The sequence below is a fragment of the Klebsiella sp. BIGb0149 genome, assembly GCF_004362605.1.
GTDB classification, from domain to species: domain Bacteria; phylum Pseudomonadota; class Gammaproteobacteria; order Enterobacterales; family Enterobacteriaceae; genus Klebsiella; species Klebsiella terrigena.
Genome location: NZ_SNYG01000003.1, coordinates 256453 through 280887, shown reverse-complemented (window position 1 = coordinate 280887; position 24435 = coordinate 256453). Strand labels below are relative to the sequence as shown.

The following is a 24435-nucleotide window of genomic DNA, read 5'->3' as shown; positions in this document are numbered from 1 at the left end:
CCCTCAGTGCAGAGCGGGAACGGCGGCAGGCTACTGCCGTTCTTTCTTACTCTGCCAGTTCGCCCACGGGCCGTCGGTCGGCATATCCTCCCGCTCATCGGCAATATCTTCCAGGCTATCAATATAGAGTTCTTCCACTTCCTTGCGCGCCCAGGGCGTCCGGCGTAAAAACTTCAGGCTGGATTTGACGCTGGGATCGCTCTTAAAGCAGTTAATATTGATGCGCTTTGCCAGCTCCGCCCAGCCATATTTCGCCACCAGTACGTTGAGTAACGCCTCAAGCGTGACGCCGTGGAGGGGATCTTTTGAAGGCTGCATAATGTCCTGTCCTGAAATACCTGAGAAATTGCGCACACCATACTGACTCCTTTCGCCCCGCGCAACTCGCGAGGCGGACTTAGCGCGCTATCGCCCTTATCTACTATTCGCAAAAGCACTGAACCCCCGACGGACATAAATTAGAAAAGAAGGTTATTGGTTGATTATTTTCGCTTAGGGCAAGCTGTGTTTGACCACCTGACTGAGGAAATGATTATGCGCTGTTGTTGTCCCCGAACCCTGAATCTGAATAGCCAAAAATATACGCACACCGCCTTCGGAGAACACAATGAACGCAACCACGCTGCCGATTCTCGATCTTGCGCGCTACGCGGATCCCGCTGAGAAATCCGCTTTTCTTACCGAGCTGCGCCACGCCGCGCGCGATATCGGCTTCTTTTACCTGATCAATCACGGAGTGGATGATCGGCTGCAGCACAGCGTGCAGCAGCTCTCCCGCCGCTTCTTTTCGCTGGCCGATGCGCAAAAGCAGCCGGTCGCCATGATTCACTCCCCGCACTTTCGCGGCTACAACCGCGCCGCGTCGGAATTGACCCGCGGCCAGCCGGACTGGCGCGAACAGTTCGATATTGGCGCCGAGCGCCCTGCTCTGACCCTCGGCGACGATGCGCCGCGCTGGCAGCGCCTGCAGGGACCTAACCTGTGGCCGGACGCGCTGCCTGAGCTGAAACCAACGCTGCTGAGCTGGCAAAGCGCGATGACGCAGGTCGGTATTACCGTGCTGCGCGCCTTTGCCGAAGCCTTGAATTTACCTAATGACGCCTTTGATACCCTCTACGGCCAGCAGCCCAACGAGCATATCAAACTGATCCGCTACCCCGGCCAGCAGGAGACGCAAAGCACCCAGGGCGTTGGCGCGCATAAGGATTCCGGTTTCCTCAGCTTTTTACTCCAGGATGAGCAAAAAGGGCTGCAGGTTGAAGTCGCGCCCGGCCGCTGGATCGATGCGACCCCGCTGGCCGGCAGCTTCGTGGTCAATATTGGTGAACTTCTTGAGCTGGCGACCAATGGCTATCTGCGCGCGACGGTGCATCGCGTCGTTTCGCCGCCGGCGAACCAGCAGCGCCTCTCTATCGCCTTCTTCCTCGGCGCGCAGCTGGACGCCGTGGTTCCGGTCTACACCCTGCCGCCTGAACTGGCGCAGGAGGCGCTCGGGCCGGATAGCGATCCGCAGAATCCGCTGCTGCGGGAGGTGGGCTGGAACTACCTGAAGGGGCGCCTGCGCTCGCATCCGGACGTTGCCGAACGCTACTACCAGGATGTGTTTCGCGAACGCGCCGAACAACTGATCGTTTAAACATAACAATAAAGGAAAACACCATGAAAAATGCCGCTTTCAAACTGGCAGGGGTAGCACTGTCTCTTTCTCTGGCATGGTCCTCGGCGCAGGCCGCCGCGCTGCGCGTCGCCGCTGACCCGGTACCGCATGCCGAGATACTGAATTACATCAAGAAAATCGATCCGAGCCTCGATCTGAAGATCGTTGAGCTCACCAGCGGCGTGAACGCCAACGAACTGCTGGCAAACGGCGACGTGGATGCCAACTATTTCCAGCACGTTCCCTATCTGAAAGATCAGGAAAAAGCGCTGGGTAAAACCTTTACCGTGGCGGCAACGGTGCATATTGAACCGCTGGGTATTTACTCGCGGAAACACAAAGATTTCAAATCCCTGCCGGAAAACGCCACCGTCGCGGTGCCGAATAACACCACCAACCTGAGCCGGGCGCTGTTCCTGCTGCAGAGCCAGGGGCTGATTAAGCTGGCGGCGAAATTTACCGACCCGGCCACCACCCTGGCAACGCCAAAGGATATTGTGGAGAACCCTAAGCATCTCAAAATTCTTGAGATTGAATCACCGCAAATCCCCCGCTCGCTCGACGATGTCGACCTGGCGGTGATTAACGGCAACTATGCGCTGGAAGCGGGCCTGACGCCGGCAAAAGATGCGCTGGGTCTGGAAAGCGCGGCGCATAACCCCTACGCCAATATCCTCGTCACCAATCCGTCCCTGGCCAACGATCCGCGGATCAAGCAGCTGGCGAAGGATCTGACCTCGCCGCAGGTGGCGGAATTTATCCGCAAACAGTATAACGGCTCGGTGATACCGGTCGCGCCGCAGTCATGATCGAGGTGCTGGGGCTGAGTAAAACTTATGCCGGAACGGGCCGACCGGCGCTAAACGATGTCTCGCTGCACGTTCCTAAGGGCGCCGTGTACGGCATCCTTGGGCGCAGCGGCGCGGGCAAAAGTACGCTGATACGCTGTCTGAATCTGCTGGAGCGGCCCACTGCGGGCCGCATTATTGTGAACGGACATGATATTACGCAGATGGATAAATCGGCCCTGCGCGCCTATCGCCTGCGCACCGGCATGATCTTCCAGCATTTTAATCTGCTCCATGCGCGCAGCGTCGCCGACAACGTTGCGGTACCGCTGGAAATCGCCGGGATGGCGAAGGCCGACCGCCGGGCCCGGGTGGAGGAACTGCTCGATTTGGTGGGGCTCAGCGATAAGGCCGAGTCCTTCCCCTCCCAGCTTTCGGGCGGGCAGAAGCAGCGCGTGGGGATTGCCCGGGCGCTGGCCGCAAGGCCGGACGTGCTGCTGTGCGACGAAGCGACCAGCGCGCTGGACCCGGAAACCACCGCCTCGGTGCTGGCGCTGCTGGCGGATATCAATCAGCGCCTGCATCTGACCATCGTGCTGATCACCCACGAGCTGGAAGTGGTTAAAACCCTGTGCGATCACGCCGCGCTGCTGGAAAAAGGAGAAATTGTTGAAAGCGGAAAAATTGCCGATCTGCTGGTGGCGCCGTGGTCAAAACTGCGTCAGTCGCTGCTCCACGATCCGCAAACGGAGCGTGACTTTCTGGCGCGTCACGGCTTTCACGGGAGGCCTTTATGCGGAGTAGCATGAGCTGGGAAGACCTCTGGCCGCTGCTGGTGGGCGGCACCCTGGACACCCTTTATATGGTCGGGCTGGCGGCATTTTTTACCGTTCTGCTCGGGCTACCGACCGGGATTATCCTGTTTATCTCGCGCAAAAACGGCCTGCTGCCGATGCCAAAACTCAACGCGCTGCTGGGGGCGGCGATCAATTTCGGCCGTTCGCTGCCGTTTATTGTGCTGCTGATTGCGCTGATCCCGTTTACCCGACTGATTATCGGCACCACCCTGGGAAGCACCGCCGCGGTGGTCCCGGTGACTATCGGCGCCTTTCCCTTCTTCGCCCGGCTGACGGAAAACGCGCTGGACGAGGTGGACTACGGGCGGATTGAGGCGATTTTATCGATGGGCGGCAACATCTGGCACGTGATTTTTAAATCCCTGCTGCCGGAAGCGCTGCCGACCCTGCTGGCCGGCGTGACGCTGACGATCGTTATGCTGATTGGCTTTTCGTCGATGGCCGGTGTGATCGGCGGCGGCGGACTGGGCGACCTGGCGATCCGCTACGGCTACCAGCGCTTTAATAACGAGGTGATGGTGGGCACGGTACTGATCCTGGTGGCGATGGTCCAGGGCGTACAGATGACCGGCGACCGTCTGGTTCGCCGCCTGGCGCACCGTCGGTAGGTTCATCAAGGGCGATGATCACCCATCGCCCTTTTTCCCCGCCGCTAGCGCAAGCCGCACTCGTGAATTAAGGTCTCCATCAGCTCCGTCGCCGACAGCTCGCGGATCAGACCCACTCCCTGTCCCGCCCAGTGGGCGCCGTAGCGCTCATCCCCTCCCGCTTTAGCCGCCGTCGCCAGCGCCTTACCGGCAGCATAGGCCAGCGGATAGGCCGGGATCTCTGAGGTATCAGCCTGTTGCGCCAGCGCGCGCCAGCCGTTGTGTATACAGCGCGCCGGGCGGCCGGAAATGGCCGCGGTGAGCGCGGTTTGCGGATCGGGGCCGGCTTTAATCGCCTGACGATAGCCGCTGTCCGCCGCCGATTCCGGGCACAGCAGAAATGCGGTCCCCAGCTGCGCGCCCTCGGCGCCGAGGCTCATGGCGCGGCAAATGCCCGCGCCGTTCATAATGCCGCCGGCGGCAATAATCGGCAGGCCCACCGCCCGCTTCAGACTCTGGACCAGCGTAAAGGTGCTCAGCTGCTGGTCGTCACCGCGTTCGTCAAAGATCCCGCGATGGCCGCCCGCTTCGTAGCCCTGCGCAATCACGATATCCACCCCCTGCGCCTCGATCTGCCGGGCTTCTTCGACGCTGGTGGCGCTGGCCATGGTAATGATGCCTCTCTCCTGCAGGCGGAGAATGACCTGCGGTGACGGAATACCGAAGTGAAAGCTGACCACCGGCGGCGCCAGTTCGAGCAGCAGCTCGAGCATCGGCTGGTGCCCGAGGAAAGTTTGATAGATCTCGGTCAGCGCCGGCGGCGGCTGGCTTCCCGCGCGGGCAAAAGCCGGGCGCAGCCGCTCCAGCCACCGGGCTTCAACCTGCTCGTCTCTGCGCGCCGGAAGGTGGCAAAAAAGGTTCACGTTAAACGCTCTGTCGGTGAGCCGGCGCGTTTTGTCGATCAGCCCCCGCGCCTGAGAAACCGAAGAGGCGCCCAATCCCAGCGAGCCCAGGCCGCCGGCGTTGCTGACCGCCGCCGCCAGTTCAGGCGTGGACACGCCGGCCATCGGGGCCTGTATAATGGGATAAACGATACCAAGCTGCTGCAACAGGCGGTTGCTCATGATTGATCCTGCGTAAATTTGTGATATTCAGTGCTTAACATCTCTTTTTGAGATGCTAAGATCAATATTAATTCCATATTTAGAAGAAAAACATGAACCACAGCACGCTGGAAATTTTTAAAATTGTCGCCCAGGAGCACAGCGTCACCCGGGCAGCTAAGAGGCTGGGACGCGCGCAATCGAACATCACCACGCGCATCCAGCAGCTTGAGGAGGAGCTCGACGTCGAGCTGTTCGTGCGCGGCAATAAAAAGATGCTGCTCTCCGCCGCCGGGGAGCGCTTTCTTGACTATACGCTGCGGATCCTCAGCCTGGCCGAAGAGGCGAAGCAGGCGCTGCATCCGACGCAGCCCGCCGGGAGCCTGCGGATGGGGGCGATGGAGGCCGCCGCCGCCAGCCGCTTAACCTCAATTCTGCCGCGCTTTCATCAGCAGTGCCCGGCGGTCGCCCTCACCCTGCAAACCATGCCCACCCGGCAGCTGGTCGAACGCGTGCTTAGCGCCGCGCTCGACTGCGCGCTGGTGAGCCTGCCCCCGGACGCCAGCGGCGAGCCGGAGTGTCCGGAGGCCCTGGAGTACCTGCCTGTGTTTGCCGAGGAGCTGGTATTGATAACCCCTGGCGGACAGGAAGAGTTCAGGCTGGCGGCGTTTGCCGAGGGCTGCAGCTATCGCCGGCGCGGGGAAGCATTTTTGTCCGCCGTGAAAAACGTTGAAGTCCAGGAGATCGGCTCGTATCACGTCGTGATTGCCTGCATTGCCTCCGGGGGATATGCCGGGATCGTCCCGCAGAGCGTGCTGGCGCTCATGACCCTACCCGAAGGCTGCGAGACGCAGCCGGTCGGCACGGCGATAACCCAGCTGGTGTGGCGCAAAGGCTACGCTTCGCCGGCGCTGGACGCCATGCGCCAGCAGCTGCTGCTGGCGGCCGATATTTAGCTCTCCCGCCTTTGCCCGGCGGGTTTGCCGAGCGTCACCAGTACGGCGGCCACAAACAGCGCCCCGCCCGCGGCGCCGAGAGCGACGTTAAAGGAGCCGGTCAGACCGTGCAGAACGCCGGCCGCCAGCGGGCCGATAATCTGCCCGATGCCGTAAGTAGCGGTCATGGCGGCAATCATATTGAACGTCACCAGGTGATTCAGGCGCCTGCCTTCCGGCAGCGCCAGGGTCACGGTGCCCATAAAGGTGAAGCCAACCAGCAGAGCGCTCAGCATGCAAAACGCCAGAGAGTGGCTCCAGGCGGGGAGGATCACGCCTGTCGCCTGCACCATCAGGTTGAGGGTAAACGCCCGCCGGTAGCCGAGCTTAAGCGCCAGCCGGTGCCAGACAAAGCAGGACGGAACCGCCGCGAGGCCAAACAGCGCCCACAGCTGCACCGGGTCGATATCGGTCAGCGAGCCGGAGAGAAACAGCGGCAGATAGGTCGCGGTGATGATATAGCCGAATCCGGCTAAGCCGTAGATAATCAACAGCTTCCATGCATCCCCTCGTCGGCCTTCTGCGCCTGCTGCCTGAGCCGATGCCGTCGGTTTCCAGTCCACGAGGTAGTCCGGCGGGCTCAGCAGCAGGCGCAGGACCAGCAAAAACAGGAGCGCGGCGCTGGCGGCGCAGATCAGCCAGATCTGCTGGCTGGTAAAGGCGTGGCTTTTGGCGAGCGAAATAAACTCCGCCGAGAGAAAACTGCCCATTCCGACGCCCGAATAGAGGATCGGCGCGCCGTTATGATGCTTCATATGCTGCAGCAGCCACAGCGAGGCGGCGATCAGGGTCACCGCGCTCAGCACGCCGGCCAGGCCCCTGACCGCAATAATGGCCAGCGGCGAACGTAGCCAGCCTAACGCCGCCAGGCACAGCAGGGTTAAGAGTACCGACGCGAGGCTTAGCCACTTCGCATCGCCCGGCCTGGCCTTCGCCAGCATCAGCGCCCCCAGCAGATAGCCCGCGTAGTTCGCCGAGGCCGCGAGATTGCCTTCACGCAGCGTTAAAATATGCTCATCCAGCATCAGCGGCAGGATCCCGGTAAAGGCAAAGCGCCCGTACCCCATCCCGACGATCAGCACCACCGAACCGGCCAGCGCCAGCAGGAAAGCCTTCAGTTCTGGCCTGCATTCAGTCACGTTGCGCACTCCTTTTAATTATTAATCTCAAATAGAGAATTATTTACAATTTAAATTCTCTAATTAGTATGATTATAAATCGACGGACAGGCAAGCGGCGTTGGATCAGCGCCGCGGATCGTCAGAACGGGAAACTAGAAGAAAACGTCGGGGAATGCTTCGTCGGTCAACGAAATATGCAGGATATTAAGCGGGAAACGCCCCGTCTCCGCTGCCGGCGCAAGCCGTCGCGCAACAGAGGCGGGAACGGAGAGCATCTACTCGCCGCGCAGCCACGGCGTGATGGTGATGCCGGTCAGCAGCCCTTCCGGACTCAGCAGACGCGTCACCGTCTGCCCCCACGGCTCCACGCGGTTGGCGATAAGCAGGCGGTAACCCTTCGCCAGCAGGTCGTCGCTGGCCGCCTGAATATCGCGCACCTCAAACTCGATCCACGCCTGGGGCTGGGGGAGATCCGCCGGCCAGCGGTCAACGCCAAAACATGATTGCGCCGCCTGCTCCAGCGGCCACAGCGCAAAATGCTTCACCCCGGCTAGCGCGTCCTGCTCCGTGAGCAGGTAGTCGGGGTTACCCTCCATCGCCTTCAAAGGCAAACCCAGCGCCTCGGCGTAAAACGATCGGCTGCTTTCGGCGCTGCGGGTAATGGGCCCAAACCCGGCGACGAACAGAACCTCAATCCCGGCTAAATCGGCTGTCATACTCCCTCCTGGACGTTGATATACGAGATGAGATATATACCGCGAATTGGCCGCGCTGCCCAGGCAATAAGGCAAGCAAATGGCCTAACGGCTGCTGAGCGCCAGCCGCGCGGCGAAGAGCATAAACACGCCGCCCGTTACCCGGTCCATCCACGGAATAAACCCCGGCGCCTTCAGCAGGCCCGACGCATAGCGGGTAGCCATAATCAGGGTTAAGGACCACAGGGTGCCCAGCAGCACGTGGATGCCGACCAGCAGGAAGGTCCAGACCACCGGAGAGTGGCCGCTCGGGATAAACTGCGGCAGAAACGAGACGTAAAAGACGCCCATTTTGGGATTCAGCACGTTGCCAAACATCCCCCTCAAGAACCAGTTACCGGCAGCGGGCGCCGCCGTTCCGGCATCAAAAGCGCGACGCGGCCGGAGGATCAGCTGCAGGCCCAGCCAGCACAGCCAGGCGGCGCCGCACCATTTTAACAGGCTGTAGGCCAGCTCCGATGCCGCCAGCAGCGCGCCTAAACCCAGGGCGACCAGCGCCCCCCAGATCAGGCATCCCGCGTCGATACCCAGCGCGGCCTGAAAGGCTTTTTTACCGCCTTCCGCGGCGGAGGTTCGTAGAATGAGGGCGGTATCGAGACCCGGGGTTAACGTCAGGAGCAGCGCAGCGAATGAAAAGGCAAGAAGGGAATCTGTGACGGACATTTTCTTTCTCCGAAAGAGTGGATTCTGGAGAAATTTGGCGGCAGCGTCAACGGCATAAATTTCATCTGCGCCCGTTTAAGTGAAACGTGCGGAAATCACCTCCTGGGCTCGTGCTGACCGCTGGGTCTGCGCTATGCTAATCCCCCTTTTGTTTTAAATACCTGACGTTATGACTTCTGCTGCCACTCAGACTCAGCTCAACCTGCGCATCATTTCGATCGTGGTTTTCACCTGTATTTGCTATCTATCGATAGGCCTGCCGCTCGCCGTTTTACCCGGCTACATTCACTATCAGCTCGGCTATAGCACCTTTATGGCCGGCGTGGTGATCAGTCTGCAGTACATCGCCACCCTGTTCAGCCGGCCGCACGCCGGGCGCTACGCCGATATCTGGGGGCCAAAAAAAGTGGTCAGCCTCGGGATCGTCTGCTGCCTGCTGAGCGGGATTTTTACGCTGGCGGCGGTGCTGCTGCAATCCGTTCCGCTGCTGGCGGTGGCCGCGCTGCTGGTTGGCCGAATCTTCCTCGGCGTGGGCGAGAGCTTTACCGCCACCGGGGCGACGCTGTGGGGAATTAAAACCGTCGGCGCGATCCATACCTCCCGGGTTATCTCCTGGAACGGGGTCGCCACCTACGTGGCGATGGCGGTTGGCGCCCCGCTGGGGGTGCTGCTCAACGGCTATTTTGGCATTAGCGGTTTTGCCGTGGTGGTGGTGGCGGTGGCCTTTATCGGACTGCTTTTTGCCCGCACGCGCCAGGACGTCAGCGTTAGCGGCGGGGTTCGCGCGCCCTTTCACGTGGTGGTGCGCAAAATCTGGCCCTACGGGCTGGGGCTGGCGCTGGGGACGGTCGGCTTCGGGGTGATAGCCACCTTCATTACCCTCTACTTCTCCGCCCACGACTGGCAGGGCGCGGCGTTTACGCTGTCGCTGTTCAGCGTCGGTTTCATCTGCATTCGTCTGGTGCTCGGCAACACCATCACCCGCTACGGCGGCGTGCCGGTGTCGCTGGCCTGCTTTGTTATCGAGTGCATCGGCCTGCTGATTATCTGGCAGGCTTCCTCTGCGTGGGTGGCCGGGATCGGCGCCTTCCTGACCGGCTCCGGTTTCTCGCTGGTCTTCCCGGCGCTGGGCGTCGAGGCGGTGAAACAGGTTGAGGAGCAGAACCAGGGCACCGCGCTGGGCACCTACTCGGCGTTCCTCGATCTGGCTCTCGGCCTGACCGGCCCCGTTGCCGGCTGGGTTGCCGGGTATTACAGCCTGGGAACTATTTATCTGCTGGCGGCGGCGGTCGTGGTGATGGCATTTATCTTGATATTCCGCGTATACCTGCAACAACGCGCCGGTTTGCGGCGGGCATGAGGAATTGTATCCGGCGGGCCGCCCCCGCTGAAAAAGGTAAAAAAGTAATCAAGAATTGACTGTTATTCGGCATCCGTGACACCATCCGCTCAACGCCCGGCAACGGGCGTACTGGCGAAACGGGTGAGATATCAGAGATCGAATAATAAACGATCCGTGCCCGTTATCATGGCCAATCCGAATCACTGACCTCGACGGTGAATTCCTGAGTCTGGCGGGAAATACATACATGCATCAAAGTTTTAATCAGCGGGTTCATTTCTATTACTGCATATTAATCGCGCTGAAAATACACGGAAAATCTAAGAAAGCGGGCGGGATCAGAGGAAAAAATAACTTCCTGCTGAAATGGCTGCGTAAAGCGCAGGACAACAATATTTTCCACCCGGATATTACCAGCGAGATTGAGTGGCTGCGGGGGAAAATAATCCAGGCCGGATACGATACCGATCTTGAGCCGATGCTGGATTTTGTCTATGCCACCGCTAAACGCGCGGAGTCGCTAAAGGACGCCGATTAGTCCGCGGACGGGCGCAGGGCATTCTCCCGCCGCCGATTAACGTGACGCTGTCACGTTAAGTATAAAAAAAGGGTAAAGTTATTTTACCCGCGGTCAATGCCATCTATGCTGATGAACGAGTTTATCTAACCCGGAGTCATCGATGGCAGACTGGAATCCCTCGTTATATCTACAGTTCGGCGCCGAGCGTACCCGCCCCGCCGCCGAACTGCTCGCCCGTATCGCCCACCATCCCGTTACCCTCGCCGTTGACCTTGGCTGCGGGCCGGGGAACAGTACCGCGCTGCTGCATCATGCCTGGCCCACGGCGACGGTGATCGGCGTGGATAATTCGCCGGCGATGCTGGAAGAGGCCTCCCGGGCGCTGCCGGCGTGTCGCTTCGTCACCGCCGATATCCGCGAGTATCGGCCCGAGCGTGCGGCGGATGTGATTTACGCCAACGCCTCCCTGCAGTGGCTTACCGACCATCAGACGCTGTTCCCGCAGCTGGTTGCGCAGCTGGCGGATAACGGCATTCTGGCGGTGCAGATGCCGGATAACTGGCAGGAGCCGTCGCATACTCTGATGCGTCAGGTCGCCCAGGAGCTTGGGCATCCGGAGAGCGGACGCCACCCGCTTCCCACCGCCCGGCAGTATTACGATATCCTGACGGCCAGCGGCTGCGAGGTCGATATCTGGTGCACCACCTATTACCATCAGCTCGATTCTCATCAGGCGATTATTGACTGGCTGCAGTCGACGGGGCTGCGTCCTTACCTGCAGCGTCTCGACGACAGCCAGCGCGACGCGTTTCTCAGCCGCTATCTGGTGCTTCTGCAGGAGCACTACCCGTTACAGTGTAACGGAAAGGTACTGCTGCTGTTCCCTCGCCTGTTTATCGTCGCCCGACGCCAGGCCGCTGGCTGATAGCGCCTGCCGGGCGCGCAGAATGTCGCCCGGCCTGCATTGCCCATCGTCCTGATTTTCAGGATTGATTATCAAAAATGTTGCGATATTAAGAAGTATTGCCCTGTGCCACTCTCTGTTCATCCTCTTATGACAACCGGAGATATGAACAATGGCATCACCTAACCGCAATAACCTGGCCGGGATCGCGCCAAAGCTCGCTCAGCTGACCGAAGAGGTGCTTTTCGGCGATATCTGGGCCCGCAGCGAGCTGTCACCGCGAGAGAGAAGCCTGATCACCCTTGCCGCCCTGACGGCGCTGGGCAGAGAAAGACAGCTGCCGTGGCATATTGATTTTGCGGCGAGCAACGGCCTGACCCGCGCTGAAATAACCGAGGTCTTCACCCACCTGGCCTTTTATGCCGGCTGGCCGGCGGCCGTCACCGCGCTCTCCTGCATACCGCCGGAGGATCCAGCATGCCTTTGACCCGAATAACGATTCGTGCCGGCTATGACGATGAGTGGATCGCGCGGCTTTCGGCGCTATTTCATCAAACTCTGGTGGACGAGTTTGCGGTGCCCGCGGCGGATAAATTTCAGTTTATCGACGCTCTGCCCGACGCCCGACGCATCGTCGATCCGCACTACCTCAGCGGCGGGCGCAGCGGCGACTTTGTGCTGTTTCATATTTTTGCCGGCAAGCCGCGCAGCGCGCAGCAGAAAAAGCGCCTCTATCGGCGGCTGTGCGACCGGCTGCAGGCAGAGCTGGGCATTGCCCCCGATGACGTGATGGTGGTGATTCAGTTTAATCATACCGACGACTGGAGCTTTAGCCGCGGTGAGATGCTGGCTGGATAGATCGGCGGTGAGCTAACGGCGCCGCAGCGGGCGCCGTACTGCCGGATTTACCAGGGGAGATGGTGCACCAGGGAGAGATCCCAGGCGGTAGCCAGCAGTGAAAGAAAGATGATCACATTAACGGTCGTCTCGATGCGTTTTTCCATTTTTGATTCTCCTGAGTCGTTTTCCGCTATTAGACAGGGAAAATCTTAATAACTTCTTATCGCCGGCAGCTTAGAGCATCACCCGATAGCGGACATAATCATCCGCCGGGGTGAACTCATCATACAGCTTACGGGCGGGATTATCAGCACGCGTATGCCAGTAGAGGCGCGACCACCCTTTCGCTTTTCCTTCCTCATGCAGCGCCTGCACCAGCGCTCTGGCGACTCCGCGTCCGCGCATTGCCGGGTCAACGAACAGATCTTCCAGATAGCAAACGGGCGTTTTCACCCAGGTTCCTTCGTGAAGGACACTGATAGCGAACCCGACCACCCGGCCGTCGACGATCGCAGCCCGACCGATAACCGGAGATGCGTCGTCCAGCAGGCGTTGCCAGGTGTATTGCGTCACATCGTCAGGCTGCGGGCTGCCGTAAAAACAGGTGTAGCCCTCCCACAATCCTAGCCACTGCGATTTGTCCTGCGGCTGCAGCTCGCGAATATTGATAACCATCGTATCCTCCCACCTCATCTGAATAGGCCATTATTTTCCTCGAAGAAAATGACTTCAAGCGCTACCGACGCAATTTGCCACCGTCGGCCCTCGGTGGCTAAAAGCGATGAGGGTCACAAACCGTGCCCGATGAGCTACGGGAAAGGTTAGCGACGGCGCTTTAGTCTGCCTATGTGCCGGGTCGTTAAGGTATAATGCGTTTCTCAAGGGGAGAGGGATGATGAAGCGGAAAAACAAAGTCACAATGAACGATATCGCCCGTACGGCGGGTGTATCACAGGCAACGGTATCGCTGGTCCTTAATCAGTCCCGGAATATCAAGCTGAGCGAGGAGACCCGTCAGCGGGTGATCGCCGTCGCGACCGAGCTCGGCTACGACCGTCTTCCGGCGATTCACGCCCCGCGCAATCAGGAAGAGGTGGCGCTGCTGGTCAGCACCCTGCAAAGCTACGATCCTTTTATCGATGCCATCAGCCAGGCGCGGGAAGCGGCCTGGCGCAATGAAGTGCTGCTGACCGTCTATGATTACGGCGACGACGTCGAGCTGGCGATTAATATTATTCGTCAGCTGGAACAGCGTAACTGTATCGGCATTATTCTCGCCTCCCCGGTGACCACGCTTGTAGATATGACCGATTTTCAGGACTGCACCCGCCTGCCGCTGGTCCTGCTCAACCAGCGCGACCCGGATTCGCCGCTGCTGCCTTCGTTTGTTCCCGACGACTACGCCAACGCCTTTCAGGTGACCCGTCATCTGATCTCCATGGGCGCGACGCGCATCGCGCACATCACTGGCGAAAGCTGGATGGAGGCAACCCGCCAGCGGCTGGCGGGGTATCAGGCGGCGCTGGAGCAGGCCGGCCAGGCGTACGATGAGCGCCTGGTGCGGCGGACCAACTGGCAGTTCAGCGAGTCCTTTACCGCCACCTGCTCTCTACTGGAGCAGCCGGATCGCCCTGACGCCATTTTCTGCGCCAGCGACTGGCTGGCGATCGGCTGCTATCAGGCGCTGGCGGTCAACGGCGTTCGGCTGCCGCAGGATATCCTGCTGGCGGGATACGACGATCAGAAAATATCGGAACAGCTCACCCCGCCGCTCACCAGTATTCAGCTGCCCTACAGCGAATTAGGGCGACTGGCGGTGGAGTATCTGTGCAATCAGGAGGATGCGGCCACGCACGTGATGCTGGCCGGCCGGCTAAAGGTCAGAGCCTCCAGCTCTCGGGAATAAATTATTAATAAACGCCTGCCGGCAGAACATCACGCCAGCGGCGACGGCGCGCCGGGATATGTGTCACTATTCCCGGCCATCATTCCCGGTAACTTTCCGTTATGGTACGGCTGACATGCTTTCAGTTCCTTTTCCGCTTATTACCTTATCCGCCCTGCTTATCCTGCTGGCAACGGCCCTGTTTGCGCCAAAACAGCGCCACGCGGGCACCCTGCGTTTCGTGCTTGCCTGTATCGTGCTGGTTGCCGTCAGCACGCTGCGCTGGGAATATGAATCCAGCCTCCTGCGCAATATCCAGTCCGGGCTGGCCATAATGCTGCCGCCGATCGCCTGGCACTGTTTTGTCTCGCTGACGGAGATCGACCGGCGGCGTCACCTGCTGCTGCTGTTCGCCCCCGCCGCTCTCGCCGCCGTTATCAGGATTTTCTGGCCGCCGGCGACGGATCCGGTCCTGTTTTTACTTTTTGCCGGCTACGGGGGCAGCCTGCTGCGCCTCGCATGGCGCGGGGAGCACCGCTTCACCCTCAGCCGCCTCAGCGAGTCGCCGCAGACCACGAAAATGGCCTTTTTTGCCGGCTGTTTTCTCTGTCTGTCGGCACTGACCGACCTTGCGGTGACGTTTGACTTCAGCCTGACCGGCGGCAGGCTAGCGCCGGCGATCGTGATGGGTTTTCAGGCCGCGCTCCTTCCGCTGATTGCGGCGGCTATCGTCATCGCCGGACGGCCGGCTGCGGTCGCGCAATCTGAGAGTAAGGCCGCGCTCCCGACGCGGGCCGCGGCGTCGGCGGGAGAGCTGGCGAAAGTTTACGCCGGGCTCGAGAAGCAGGTGCGGGAGATGGAGCTCTATCTCAATCCCGACCTGACGCTGAGCCTTCTCGCCAGAAAAACCGGGATCCCCGCACGCCAGCTCTCAGGAGCGGTCAATGCTATCAGCCAATGTAACGTCTCTCAGTGGATTAACGGTTTAAGGATTGAACGGGCGCAGGCGCTGCTGCTCAGCACCCCGCTGCCCGTTACCGAAATCATGTTCGAGTCCGGATTTACCACCAAGTCCAATTTTAACCGCGAGTTTCAGCGCATCTGCGGCCTGTCGCCTACTTCGTTTCGTCAGCAGGCGGGCGGTAATCCAGTGCCGAATTAAGGAATCTGCCGATCTTAGGTATCAGCGCCTGGTGAATAGCGGCGCGGTCTCCTCCGCTACCGTCGCGACAAACGATGCCGTCACCGGGCGTCTCTTCCTCAATAAGCGCCTCGGCGCCAGGCTTGCACAGCTGCATAAAGCTGAAATGGCTGGCCCCTTCAACGACCTCATACTGCCTGCGCTGCGGATCCAGGTTGGCCGCAAGGTAACCTGACTCCTGCTCCGCATCGAGGTCCGCGAGCTTGTCCGCCTGGGCCGCAAGGATCAGTACCGGAACGCCGAGCGCGCGCAGGCTCTGCGGGGTAAAGCCGGGGGCGAAGCCGAGATCCAGAGAGACTACCGCCTTGATTCTGGCATCCCGGAGGTCCGCAAAGCGCGCATCCTGCGAGCGGGCGCCATCGATGCCGAGCTTTTGCGTTAGCCGGCAGTCGCCTCGCTGTGCATGGTGCCGGCAGTCGCGCAGCATGCGGGCGGAATCGAAGCGGGCTCCCGCCAGCGACATCACCGTCCAGCCGCCGAGAGAGTGGCCTAAAGCGGCAATTCGCCCGGCGTCTACCTCCCCGACCAGCGTGGAAGAGCGCAGAGTGAAGTCAATCACCTGGCTGAGATCCTGCGGACGTCGCCACAGGTGCTTCGCGTCGAGCGGATCCTGATTAAAGGTGGTGGTTCCGGGATGGTCCGGCGCCGCGACAATATATCCCTGCGCGGCCATCGCCGCCGCTATCCACGACAAATTTCGCCAGTTGCCGTTATAGCCGTGAGAGATAACCAGCAGAGGGTGGGCTCCGGGCCGCACGGGCGCATCGCGGATAACGGCGACCCCTTCGAAAGCGGGATTGGCGCCGATTTTTTCCGCTTTTCCTTCAGCTGACGTTGGATACCATACCGCCACGTCCAGGCTTTTCCCCTGCGGGTCGGTCAACGCCAGCTGGCGAAACCCCGGATTGGCGTGAACCTGGATACAGATAAGTAAAGCCGGTAATAAAAGAAACCCTCTTCTGAACATTATGATGACTCCTGCTGTGCTGAATTGAGGCCCATTTATAGATGAGCCGCGGCGTCAGGACGTCCCAAAACGCGATCGAGGCCGTGAATTTGCTCATTTACGCTGGTTTTCGGCATCAGGAGGAGATCGTGTTCTCGGATTCGGGCGCGGAGAATGCGCCATCTCCCGTTCTGCTGAAGAAAGAAGGGGCGAAGAAGCATCAGGTCTGCTCGTTCAATTTAATCGGCGATCTAATGTATGTTGTAACTATTATAAGGGGATAAATAACCCGGCAATCGCCGGGTCAACGTTTTGAACGGGATATCAGCAGAGCGGCTTAACCGCCTCACGCATGCCTTTGAGCAGGATGGCATCGAGGTCGAGGGCTACCTGCTCCACCAGGCCGGGAACCTGGCTCAAATCCTGCTGCCAGTGCGCCTCGACCGACAGCACCGCTTTCACCAGCTCGCTGCTACTCAGCTGTCCGTCGCGATGCGCGGACCACAGCGCCCGGTAGCGCTCCATCCATTCGGCATCGTCCTGCAGCGGATAGTTTTGCTCATTGCGCTCTCCGCGATAGAACGCCATTAACGCCGCCAGCGCGAAGGTCAGCCGGGGGGCTAGTTTACCGTTTTTCGCCTGCCCCGTCAGCAGCTGCGGCAGAATGCGGGTGCGGTATTTCGTCATGCCGTTAAGCGCAATCGACAGCAGCTGATGCTTAATGTAGGGATTGCGGAAACGCCCGGTCACCGCGCTGGCGAAAGTCTCCAGCTCCTCGCGGGGTAAGTCCAGCTGCGGAATAATTTCCGCGTAAATCGCCTTTTCGACGAACGAGCAGATCTGGCTATCGTTCATCGCTTCCCCGACGGTATCCAGCCCTGCCAGGAAGGCAACCGGCACCAGTGCGGTATGCGCGCCGTTGAGAATCGCCACTTTACGCTCTTTGTAGGGCTTAATATCGTCGACAATCAGGACGTTAAGCGCCAGCTTATCGAGACGCAGCTCAGCGGCCAGCGATTTAGGCCCTTGAATAACGAAGAGATAGAAGTGCTCCGCGGTCGCCAGGAAGGCGTCCTTGTAGCCGAGCTGCTGCTCGATTTGCAGCGCTTCATCGCGCGGATAGCCGGTGACGATGCGGTCCACCAGCGTTGAGCAGAAGGTATTCGCCTCATCCAGCCAGGCGCTAAAGGCTTCCGGCAGCGGCCACTCTTTGGCGTAGCGCAGGACCAGCTCGCGCAGGGCTTCGCCGTTATAGTCGATAAGCTCGCAGGGAATAATGACCCAGCCTTTATCGCTGGCGCCGGAGAAGCAGCTGTAGCGCTCAAACAGCAGGCGCGTCAGCTTAGCCGGATAGCTTACCGCCGGGGCATCGTCAAAGCGGTCTCCCGCGTGGTAGCTGATGCCCGCTTCGGTGGTATTAGAAAACACAAAGCGGATATCCGGGTTGTGCGCCAGGCGCAGGTATTCGGCATAGTCCGCATAGACGCTGATTTCCCGGGTGATGCTGCGGATCATGCGCGCATCGCTAACCGCCTCGCCCTGCTCGTTCAGCCCGCGAATAATCGTGGTATAGAGGCCGTCCTGAACGCTCAGCGACGGCGGGAACTCGCTCTCAATGGGGCGCACGATGACGACGCCGGCGTTCAGGTCGGTATGCTCATTGAGCAGATCGATCTGCCAGTCGATAAAGGCGCGTAAAAAGTTACCTTCGCCGAACTGGATAATGCGTTCAGGATACTGCGCGCCGGGAAAATCGCGACGATTGAGTGTTTTCACAATGGGTTCCCTCATAGAGTAGTCATACAACCTGAGTAATTGGTGTAATAACTTATCAGCTTTCTCTACGACTAAAACCCCGTTTTGATCAAACCATCGGCGGTTATTGCAGGAACTTATAGAACAACGAGGTGGCGGTCATCTTTCCGTCCGGCATCAGCGCATAGCGCGGAATTTCCCCGGCTTTTTCCCAGCCGCACTGAACGTAGAAGCGCTCGGCGCCGCTGCCTGTTGCGGTATCCAGCACCAACACGGATTTACCCTGGTCGCGGGCGACCTCCTCCAGATAGTTCATCAGCGCGTTGGCCAGCCCCTGCCGCCTGGCATTTTGGTGAACCAAAAGTTTCGCCACGTCCGCACGGTGAGGCTGGTTTTCCGGCTGGCTGACAATAAGCTGGACGGTACCGACAATCTGATGACGTTCATTTTCCGCCACCACTACAATACGCTCTCCGGCGGCAACGCTTTGCGCCGTCCGCAGCCAGAAGTCGCTGGCCGTTTGCGCGGAGAATGGCAGCATAAAGCTGACCGACGCTCCGCCGTTCACGCAGCTGGTCAAAATGTCGCTTAACGGTTGAATCTGATCGAGGATTTCTTCACGCGAGAGCGTGCGCAGGGAAAAGGATGTGGTCATGATAGGTTCCTTAAAATTGACCACATCACTATGTTTTTAACCTAAATTTAACACAAGAAAAATCACTATCGTTTTTTCTTATTACCGTCTTCAGGCCAGTCCGGGGGTACAAACGCGATTGCGCCCCGCTTTCTTGGCGCTCACCAGATAGTCGTCGGCGGCCATCAGCAGCTGATTAAAGAGTTCGGTTATCCGCTCGTTCCCGACCTGACGCAACTCCAGCCCCATGCTCACGGTCAGGCGGATCTGATTCTGGCCCCAGACAAAGGTTTGCGCCTCAACGCCCTGGCGGATTTTCTCCGCCAGCGCCTGGCTCTCCTGCATCGATGAGGTCAGGGTCGCCACGGCGAACTCCTCCCCGCCGATGCGCGCCACCATTCCCTGCTCGCCCGCCAGCTGGCGCACCTGCTGGGCAAACTGCGCGAGAACGCAATCGCCGCACTCGTGCCCCCAGCTGTCGTTGACCCGCTTAAAGCCGTCAATATCCAGCACCATTACGGTCAATAGCTGCCCTTCCGCCAGCGGCTGCCGCTTCAGCGCCTCGCCGAGCCCGGAGCGTGAGTAAACGCGCGTCTGGAAATCAAAATCGGCGCGCAGCGCCAGCTGTTTCACCAGGTTATTAATGGCTTCCACGCTTGAGGCGACGATCACCGGGCTAATCAGCATCGCGGCGATGCCAAGACGGGTGGAGAAGAGCTGCCACGGCTGCATCCGCGCGTCGGGAGAGAGATGAATCAGCGAGTTTGCCACCAGCAGAATTTCGCTGATGCCGGTGATAAACGTCAGCAGGCAGGTCAGCGGCAGCGGATAGCGAATGGCGCACCAGATCAGCGCCGGCAGCGGGAAGGTGATGCTCCCTGCTCCGCCCACGCTAACCCCGAGAATAATCGACAGTACCAGCGCGATAACCGGCAGAAGCTGGCGGAAACGGAAGGCGCCGAGCGCCGAAGGCAGCGTCAGGGTCAGAATAAACGGCAGGATCAGCACCGCGGTCGAGAACTGCTCGCTAAACCAGTCCGCCAGCTGAGGAATAAAGGTGGCACGCTCGACGTCCACCGAACCCAGCGCGCCGACGGCCGCGCACAGCAGCGCCGCCAGCAGGCAATAGCAAAACAGGCTCAGCGCATTAATCGGCCCGGGCATAGAATCGGCGCGCCGTTTATCCCACAGCACCAGCTGCGCCAGGGTCACAATAAAGACAATATTGGAGAAATTAATCAGCAGCGAAGCAAAGCCCATTCCCCAGCGCGAGGTTAAGCCGTCATAAACCAGCATCGCGGCAAAGCAAACCGCGTAAAAATAGCTGCGGTTTAGCCAGACGTAACGCGCGAAGATCCCTGCCATCACGGCATTCAGCGGCCAGAAAAACGAGAGTTCCTGCACCAGGCGCAGCATGGCGCCAAAGAAATGAAGCAGCAGCGTTAATGTGAATAGCACCAGCGCATCACGCACGGGCTGCTCCTCACGAAACAGCGTGAATGACCGAATCGACAGTGAAGACATTCAGTAATTATCCGTCTAATTGTTTCAGGCAATTATTATGTTAATAATTAGTTAGCGGATTATCATAGCATGAGAATATTTATCAGGCATACCTATGCCTGATTATTGCGCACTATCAATGGCCGGGAGAATTCATCTGCAGCACCAGCCAATGGTGAATAACCTGCACAACGTAGCGCTGCTCGTCGGCGCTCAGCGCCCGGCCAGGCGGGATCGCGTGCCACTTTTCGAGGCAGCCGCGACAGCAGGTGGCGGTGGCGTGCTGAGCGATAAATACCGGATGACCGCGCATCGGCGTTTGCTTGCCGTCGTTCGGGATATTCGCCGGCGCCAGCCGGCGGGCAATAAAATCCACCGCGTGCTGGTCAATCGTCTCCGCGCCTTTATCGAAACAGTATTGCCGCTCTTTTATTCCCAGCTTAAAGCGGGAGCGAAAGGCCGACCGCTGCAGCCGGCTAAATAAACCGTTTATCGTATCCATCAGAATACCGACCTTCCCACCTTCTGCGTGAGTTTCTCCAGTACCGCAATCCCGGCCAGCGAATTCCCGGCCTGGTCCAGCTCCGGGCTCCATACCGCAATGGCCATCTCCTGAGGAACGATCGCCACGATCCCGCCGCCCACGCCCGATTTTGCCGGCAGCCCGACGCGCCAGGCAAACTCCCCGGCGTTTTGATACATCCCGCTGGTCATCATCAGGGCATTAACCTGGCGCGACTGAATCGGTGCGATCACCGGAGTATCGAGATGCGGCGCCATGCCGCGATCGGCGAGGAACAGAAAGGTGCGCGCCAGCTCAACGCAGCTCATCTCCAGCGAACAGTAGTGGAAATAGTTTTGCAGCACCGTGGCGACGTCGTTATGAAAATTACCGAAGGACTTCATGAGCCAGGCAATCGCCGCATTGCGCGCCGAATGCTCAAACTCGGAGCGCGCCACCAGCGGGTCGTAGGCGATATCCGCCACGCCGCTCAGGCGTCGGACAATTTCCAGCATCCGCTGGCGCGGCGCGCTGAGGCGGCTTTGCAGCATATCGCACACCACCAGCGCCCCGGCGTTAATAAAGGGATTGCGCGGTTTTCCCTGCTCGATTTCCAGCTGCAGCAGCGAGTTAAACGGCTGGCCGGAGGGATCTTTGCCCACCCGCTGCCAGATCTCCTCCTCCTGGTAGTGGTTCATCGCCACCACCAGACTGAGCACTTTAGAGATGGATTGAATGGAAAAACGCTCATGGGCGTCACCGGCAAAATAGTGCTGCCCGTCAACCGTGCAGATCGCGATGCCAAGCTTATTGCCGCTCACGCTGGCCAGCGCCGGAATGTAGTCCGCCACCTTGCCGCGCCCAATCAGCGACCTGATTTCTGCCAGAATTGCATCCAGCATTGCATTATTGATGACCGTCGCCACACCCGGCTCCTTGCCCACAACCAAATTCGGGCTGCGAGTATAGCAGAGCGCGGCGACGGGCGTCAGGCGCTTACGTCGATTAGCGGCGGTCTTTCCATACGGTCTGCACGTTACAGAACTCATGCAGCCCAAAGTGCGAGAGCTCGCGGCCGAAGCCGCTTTTCTTCACGCCGCCAAAGGCCACCCGCGCGTCGCTGGCGCTGTAGCCGTTGATAAAGACGCCGCCGCACTCCAGCTGGCGGGAGAAGCGGTCGGCCTCTTCATCACTGGCGGTAAAGACGGTGGCCGACAGGCCAAATTCGCTGTCGTTAGCCAGTTCGAGGGCGTGCGCGGCGTCGCGAGCCACGGTGATGGTGGCAACCGGGCCAAACAGCTCCTGGCGGAAACCGGTCATTTCTGCGGTCACGTTACCCAGCACCGTCGGCGCATAGTAGTTACCGGCGCCGGCAACCTTTTCTCCGCCGAGCAGCAGGGTCGCCCCTTCCGCCAGCGTCGCCGTCACCTGCTGATGGAGCTCGTCGCGCAGGTCGAAACGCGCCATCGGCCCAAGATAGTTGGCCTCATCGCGCGGATCGCCCATTTTCAACGCCTCAACGGCGGCAACGAATTTTTTGCTGAACGCATCGGCGATTCCGGCTTCAACAATAAAACGCTTTGATGCCGCACACACCTGCCCGGTGTTCTGGTAGCGTCCGATCACCGCCGCCTTCACCGCCTCGTCGAGGCTGGCATCATTGAGCACGATAAACGGATCCGACCCTCCGAGCTCCAGGACGCACTTCTTGAGCGCAGCGCCGGCCTGGGCGCCGATCGCCTTCCCGGCGCGGACGCTGCCGGTTACCGTCACCGCGGCAATGCGCGGATCGTTAATGGTCTGCGATACGCCTTCATTGGTGGCGTTAACCCAGCCAAATACGCCGGCCGGCAGCCCGGCCTGAGCGAAGATATCGCCGATCAGCGCCGCGCTGCCCATCACGTTTGGCGCGTGCTTGAGCAGATAGCTGTTGCCCGCCAGCAGGATCGGTACCGCGCCGCGCAGGACCTGCCACAGGGGAAAGTTCCACGGCATAATCGCCAGAATGGCGCCCAGCGGGCGGTATTCGATAACGGCCTTATTCTCTTCGACCTGGGTGGCTTCGGTTGCCAGCATGGCCGGACCGTGCTCGGCATACCAGTCGCAGAGATTGGCCGATTTGGTCACTTCGCCGCGGGCCTGGGCAATCGGCTTGCCCATCTCCAGGCTTATCATCTGCGCCATCTCTTCCGCCCGGCTGCGCAGGACGCTGCCGACCTGACGCAGCGCATCGGCGCGCTGGGCTACGCTGGCGGCTCGCCACTGGCGATAGCCCTGCTCCGCAAGACCAATAGCCGCATCGACCTCTTGTTCAGTAGCCCAGGGCAGAGACGACACAATTTCACCGGTGGTCGGGTTCACGGAAACCGCATGAGTTGCAGATAAATTCATCGTTATTCTCTCTGTGTTGATGGCGAATGTTGATTGCGAACTGACCTCATTCTGGCTTACGCTTCCATTCATTGAAAATGAATAATATTAAGCAACCCGTTCACAAAAGAAGAATGCTATGGACCTGACCCAGCTTGAGATGTTCAACGCCGTCGCCGCCACCGGCAGCATTACCCAGGCCGCGCAGAAAGTGCATCGCGTCCCTTCGAACCTCACCACCCGCATTCGCCAGCTGGAGGCCGACCTCGGCGTGGAGCTGTTTATCCGCGAGAACCAGCGCCTGCGCCTTTCTCCCGCCGGCCATAGCTTTCTGCGCTATAGCCAGCAGATTCTGGCGCTGGTCGACGAGGCAAGAATGGTGGTTGCCGGCGATGAGCCGCAGGGGCTATTTTCGCTCGGGTCGCTGGAGAGTACCGCCGCGGTCAGGATCCCTTCAGCGCTGGCGCTCTATAACCAGCGCTACCCGAAAATCCATCTGGCGCTCTCAACCGGCCCTTCCGGCAATATGATTGACGGCGTGCTCGAAGGTACCCTGAGCGCGGCATTTATCGACGGCCCGCTGGTGCACCCTGGCCTCGAAGGCCTGCCGGTATTTCCGGAGGAGATGATGATCGTCGCCCCCGTGGGTCATGCCCCCATTACCCGCGCCAGCGAGGTGAACGGCGTCAACGTTTACGCGTTTCGCGCTAACTGCTCCTACCGACGGCATTTTGAAAGCTGGTTTCACGCCGACCGCGCCACCCCCGGGCGGATCCACGAGATGGAGTCCTATCACGGCATGCTGGCGTGCGTGATTGCCGGCGCCGGGCTGGCGCTGATCCCGCGCAGCATGCTGGAGAGCATGCCCGGCCATCAGCAGGTTTCCGCCTGGCCGCTGGCCGAAGAGTGGCGCTGGCTAACCACCTGGCTGGTGTGGCGGCGCGGGGCGAAAACCCGCCAGCTGGAGGCGTTTATAGCGCTGCTGAACGAAGATCGGCAACGAGCAGTTTCTCCATAAACAGGCTCAGCGGGTCTTCCTGATAGGGGGCAAAGGGGCTGCGCGTTTGATAGCCGCTGCGGGTATAGAGCCTGACGGCGGCCTGCTGGTAAATGCCGGTTTCGAGGCGTACGGTGTGGCAGTCGCGGCGGCGGGCCTCGCTTTCCAGCGCCTCCAGCAGCCGTTCGCCCAGCATCTGCCCGCGATGGTTAGGATCGATAAACACCCGCTTCATTTCGCCAAAGCCATCGTCGCTGAGGACGATAGCTCCGCAGCCCACCGCCCGCTGGTTTTCATCCCGGATAAGCAGCACGATAACCGACTCCGCCTTTAGCTGGCTCAGGTCAACGAGGTGGTTACTCTCCGCCGGATAGAGCGACTCCTGGAAAGCGTCCAGTTGCGCAATCAGGGCGGTCAGGTCGGGATGGGATAACGTGGTCGGGGCGATGGTGTACATAGGCGAGCTCCTTTTTTTGAGCCACTGTAGCGCAGCGCATACAGCCGTTTCTC

At 59.9% G+C, this 24435-nt stretch carries 27 protein-coding genes; 13 read left to right on the top strand and 14 right to left on the bottom strand.

The genetic code is table 11. The features are described from left to right. Positions 1–30 precede the first annotated feature (30 nt). A complete protein-coding gene (locus tag EDF75_RS13190) occupies positions 31–318 on the bottom strand; it encodes a VF530 family protein (protein WP_045858189.1) in 288 nt (95 codons plus the stop codon). Between the two features lie 289 nt (positions 319–607). Here EDF75_RS13190 and EDF75_RS13185 point away from each other — a divergent pair, with 289 nt between their 5' ends. From EDF75_RS13185 to EDF75_RS13170, 4 genes are read left to right on the top strand one after another with little or no spacing between them, the layout of a single operon-like run. Continuing rightward, positions 608–1636 carry an isopenicillin N synthase family dioxygenase gene (locus tag EDF75_RS13185; RefSeq protein ID WP_133599716.1) on the top strand — a complete coding sequence of 343 codons (1029 nt, stop codon included), beginning with the start codon at positions 608–610 and terminating at the stop codon, positions 1634–1636. A gap of 23 nt (positions 1637–1659) precedes the next feature. Beyond that, positions 1660–2466 carry a MetQ/NlpA family ABC transporter substrate-binding protein gene (locus EDF75_RS13180; protein ID WP_045858195.1) on the top strand — a complete coding sequence of 269 codons (807 nt, stop codon included), beginning with the start codon at positions 1660–1662 and terminating at the stop codon, positions 2464–2466. Continuing rightward, complete coding sequence (locus tag EDF75_RS13175) at positions 2463–3254, top strand: methionine ABC transporter ATP-binding protein (protein ID WP_133599715.1); 792 nt, start codon at positions 2463–2465, stop codon at positions 3252–3254. Before EDF75_RS13180 ends, EDF75_RS13175 begins: the two co-directional genes overlap by 4 nt. Next, on the top strand, positions 3251–3910 hold the full coding sequence (locus EDF75_RS13170) for a methionine ABC transporter permease (protein WP_166646187.1): 660 nt from the start codon (positions 3251–3253) through the stop codon (positions 3908–3910). The genes EDF75_RS13175 and EDF75_RS13170 overlap by 4 nt, the downstream gene beginning before the upstream one ends. A 44-nt stretch (positions 3911–3954) precedes the next feature. Here the strand turns inward: EDF75_RS13170 and EDF75_RS13165 are convergent, their stop codons facing one another. After that, entirely contained in the window at positions 3955–5013 is a 1059-nt protein-coding gene (locus EDF75_RS13165) for an NAD(P)H-dependent flavin oxidoreductase (protein WP_133599714.1), read from the bottom strand. Positions 5014–5105: 92 nt separating this feature from the next. Here EDF75_RS13165 and EDF75_RS13160 point away from each other — a divergent pair, with 92 nt between their 5' ends. Beyond that, entirely contained in the window at positions 5106–5948 is an 843-nt protein-coding gene (locus tag EDF75_RS13160) for a LysR family transcriptional regulator (protein WP_133599713.1), read from the top strand. Here the strand turns inward: EDF75_RS13160 and EDF75_RS13155 are convergent. From EDF75_RS13155 to EDF75_RS13145, 3 genes are all read right to left on the bottom strand, one after another. Further along, positions 5945–7126 carry a YbfB/YjiJ family MFS transporter gene (locus EDF75_RS13155; RefSeq protein ID WP_463671430.1) on the bottom strand — a complete coding sequence of 394 codons (1182 nt, stop codon included), beginning with the start codon at positions 7124–7126 and terminating at the stop codon, positions 5945–5947. The two genes, EDF75_RS13160 and EDF75_RS13155, sit on opposite strands and share 4 nt — an antisense overlap. Before the next feature lie 257 nt (positions 7127–7383). Further along, positions 7384–7824: a VOC family protein gene (locus EDF75_RS13150; RefSeq protein ID WP_133599712.1), complete on the bottom strand. Its 441-nt coding sequence runs from the start codon at positions 7822–7824 to the stop codon at positions 7384–7386. Positions 7825–7908: 84 nt separating this feature from the next. Then, positions 7909–8526 carry a LysE family translocator gene (locus EDF75_RS13145; RefSeq protein ID WP_133599711.1) on the bottom strand — a complete coding sequence of 206 codons (618 nt, stop codon included), beginning with the start codon at positions 8524–8526 and terminating at the stop codon, positions 7909–7911. 169 nt (positions 8527–8695) lie between these two features. Here EDF75_RS13145 and EDF75_RS13140 point away from each other — a divergent pair, with 169 nt between their 5' ends. From EDF75_RS13140 to EDF75_RS13120, 5 genes are all read left to right on the top strand, one after another. Beyond that, on the top strand, positions 8696–9886 hold the full coding sequence (locus tag EDF75_RS13140; RefSeq protein WP_133599710.1) for an MFS transporter: 1191 nt from the start codon (positions 8696–8698) through the stop codon (positions 9884–9886). Positions 9887–10115: 229 nt separating this feature from the next. Beyond that, entirely contained in the window at positions 10116–10406 is a 291-nt protein-coding gene (locus tag EDF75_RS13135; RefSeq protein WP_041145621.1) for a hypothetical protein, read from the top strand. Between the two features lie 142 nt (positions 10407–10548). Further along, entirely contained in the window at positions 10549–11313 is a 765-nt protein-coding gene (gene tam / locus EDF75_RS13130; protein ID WP_133599709.1) for a trans-aconitate 2-methyltransferase, read from the top strand. Between the two features lie 151 nt (positions 11314–11464). Beyond that, the gene (locus EDF75_RS13125; protein WP_133599708.1) at positions 11465–11779 is read left to right on the top strand and encodes a carboxymuconolactone decarboxylase family protein; all 315 of its coding nucleotides are present in this window, start codon (positions 11465–11467) and stop codon (positions 11777–11779) included. Next, entirely contained in the window at positions 11770–12150 is a 381-nt protein-coding gene (locus EDF75_RS13120; protein WP_133599707.1) for a tautomerase family protein, read from the top strand. The genes EDF75_RS13125 and EDF75_RS13120 overlap by 10 nt, the downstream gene beginning before the upstream one ends. Positions 12151–12366: 216 nt before the next feature. Here EDF75_RS13120 and EDF75_RS13110 read toward each other — a convergent pair whose 3' ends face one another. After that, positions 12367–12807 carry a GNAT family N-acetyltransferase gene (locus tag EDF75_RS13110; protein ID WP_133599706.1) on the bottom strand — a complete coding sequence of 147 codons (441 nt, stop codon included), beginning with the start codon at positions 12805–12807 and terminating at the stop codon, positions 12367–12369. Between the two features lie 220 nt (positions 12808–13027). Between EDF75_RS13110 and EDF75_RS13105 the strand changes: the two genes are divergently transcribed. After that, positions 13028–14038, top strand: coding sequence for a LacI family DNA-binding transcriptional regulator (locus EDF75_RS13105; protein WP_133599996.1), 1011 nt, complete (start codon positions 13028–13030; stop codon positions 14036–14038). A 115-nt stretch (positions 14039–14153) separates the two neighbouring features. Next, on the top strand, positions 14154–15179 hold the full coding sequence (locus tag EDF75_RS13100; RefSeq protein WP_133599705.1) for a helix-turn-helix domain-containing protein: 1026 nt from the start codon (positions 14154–14156) through the stop codon (positions 15177–15179). Here the strand turns inward: EDF75_RS13100 and EDF75_RS13095 are convergent. The 7 genes from EDF75_RS13095 to sad all read right to left on the bottom strand — a co-directional run bounded on the left by EDF75_RS13095 (position 15133) and on the right by sad (position 22949). Next, positions 15133–16185 (bottom strand): alpha/beta hydrolase family protein, encoded by a 1053-nt coding sequence (locus EDF75_RS13095; RefSeq protein WP_133599704.1) that lies wholly within the window; start codon positions 16183–16185, stop codon positions 15133–15135. The two genes, EDF75_RS13100 and EDF75_RS13095, sit on opposite strands and share 47 nt — an antisense overlap. Positions 16186–16488: 303 nt before the next feature. Beyond that, a complete protein-coding gene (locus EDF75_RS13090) occupies positions 16489–17940 on the bottom strand; it encodes a tagaturonate reductase (RefSeq protein WP_133599703.1) in 1452 nt (483 codons plus the stop codon). Between the two features lie 103 nt (positions 17941–18043). Next, positions 18044–18574, bottom strand: a complete 531-nt coding sequence (locus EDF75_RS13085) for a GNAT family N-acetyltransferase (protein WP_133599702.1) — start codon at positions 18572–18574, stop codon at positions 18044–18046. Between the two features lie 90 nt (positions 18575–18664). Further along, the gene (locus EDF75_RS13080; protein WP_166646175.1) at positions 18665–20077 is read right to left on the bottom strand and encodes a GGDEF domain-containing protein; all 1413 of its coding nucleotides are present in this window, start codon (positions 20075–20077) and stop codon (positions 18665–18667) included. 115 nt (positions 20078–20192) lie between these two features. After that, a complete protein-coding gene (locus EDF75_RS13075) occupies positions 20193–20558 on the bottom strand; it encodes a DUF4186 domain-containing protein (protein ID WP_133599701.1) in 366 nt (121 codons plus the stop codon). Next, entirely contained in the window at positions 20558–21484 is a 927-nt protein-coding gene (gene glsB / locus EDF75_RS13070) for a glutaminase B (protein WP_133599700.1), read from the bottom strand. The genes EDF75_RS13075 and glsB overlap by 1 nt, the downstream gene beginning before the upstream one ends. 79 nt (positions 21485–21563) lie before the next feature. Next, positions 21564–22949, bottom strand: coding sequence for a succinate-semialdehyde dehydrogenase (gene sad, locus EDF75_RS13065; protein WP_133599699.1), 1386 nt, complete (start codon positions 22947–22949; stop codon positions 21564–21566). A 118-nt stretch (positions 22950–23067) separates the two neighbouring features. Here sad and ptrR point away from each other — a divergent pair, with 118 nt between their 5' ends. Further along, a complete protein-coding gene (ptrR, locus tag EDF75_RS13060) occupies positions 23068–23946 on the top strand; it encodes a putrescine utilization regulator PtrR (RefSeq protein ID WP_095103407.1) in 879 nt (292 codons plus the stop codon). Here the strand turns inward: ptrR and EDF75_RS13055 are convergent. Further along, a complete protein-coding gene (locus EDF75_RS13055; RefSeq protein WP_133599698.1) occupies positions 23900–24382 on the bottom strand; it encodes a GNAT family N-acetyltransferase in 483 nt (160 codons plus the stop codon). The genes ptrR and EDF75_RS13055 overlap by 47 nt on opposite strands. Positions 24383–24435: the final 53 nt, after the last annotated feature.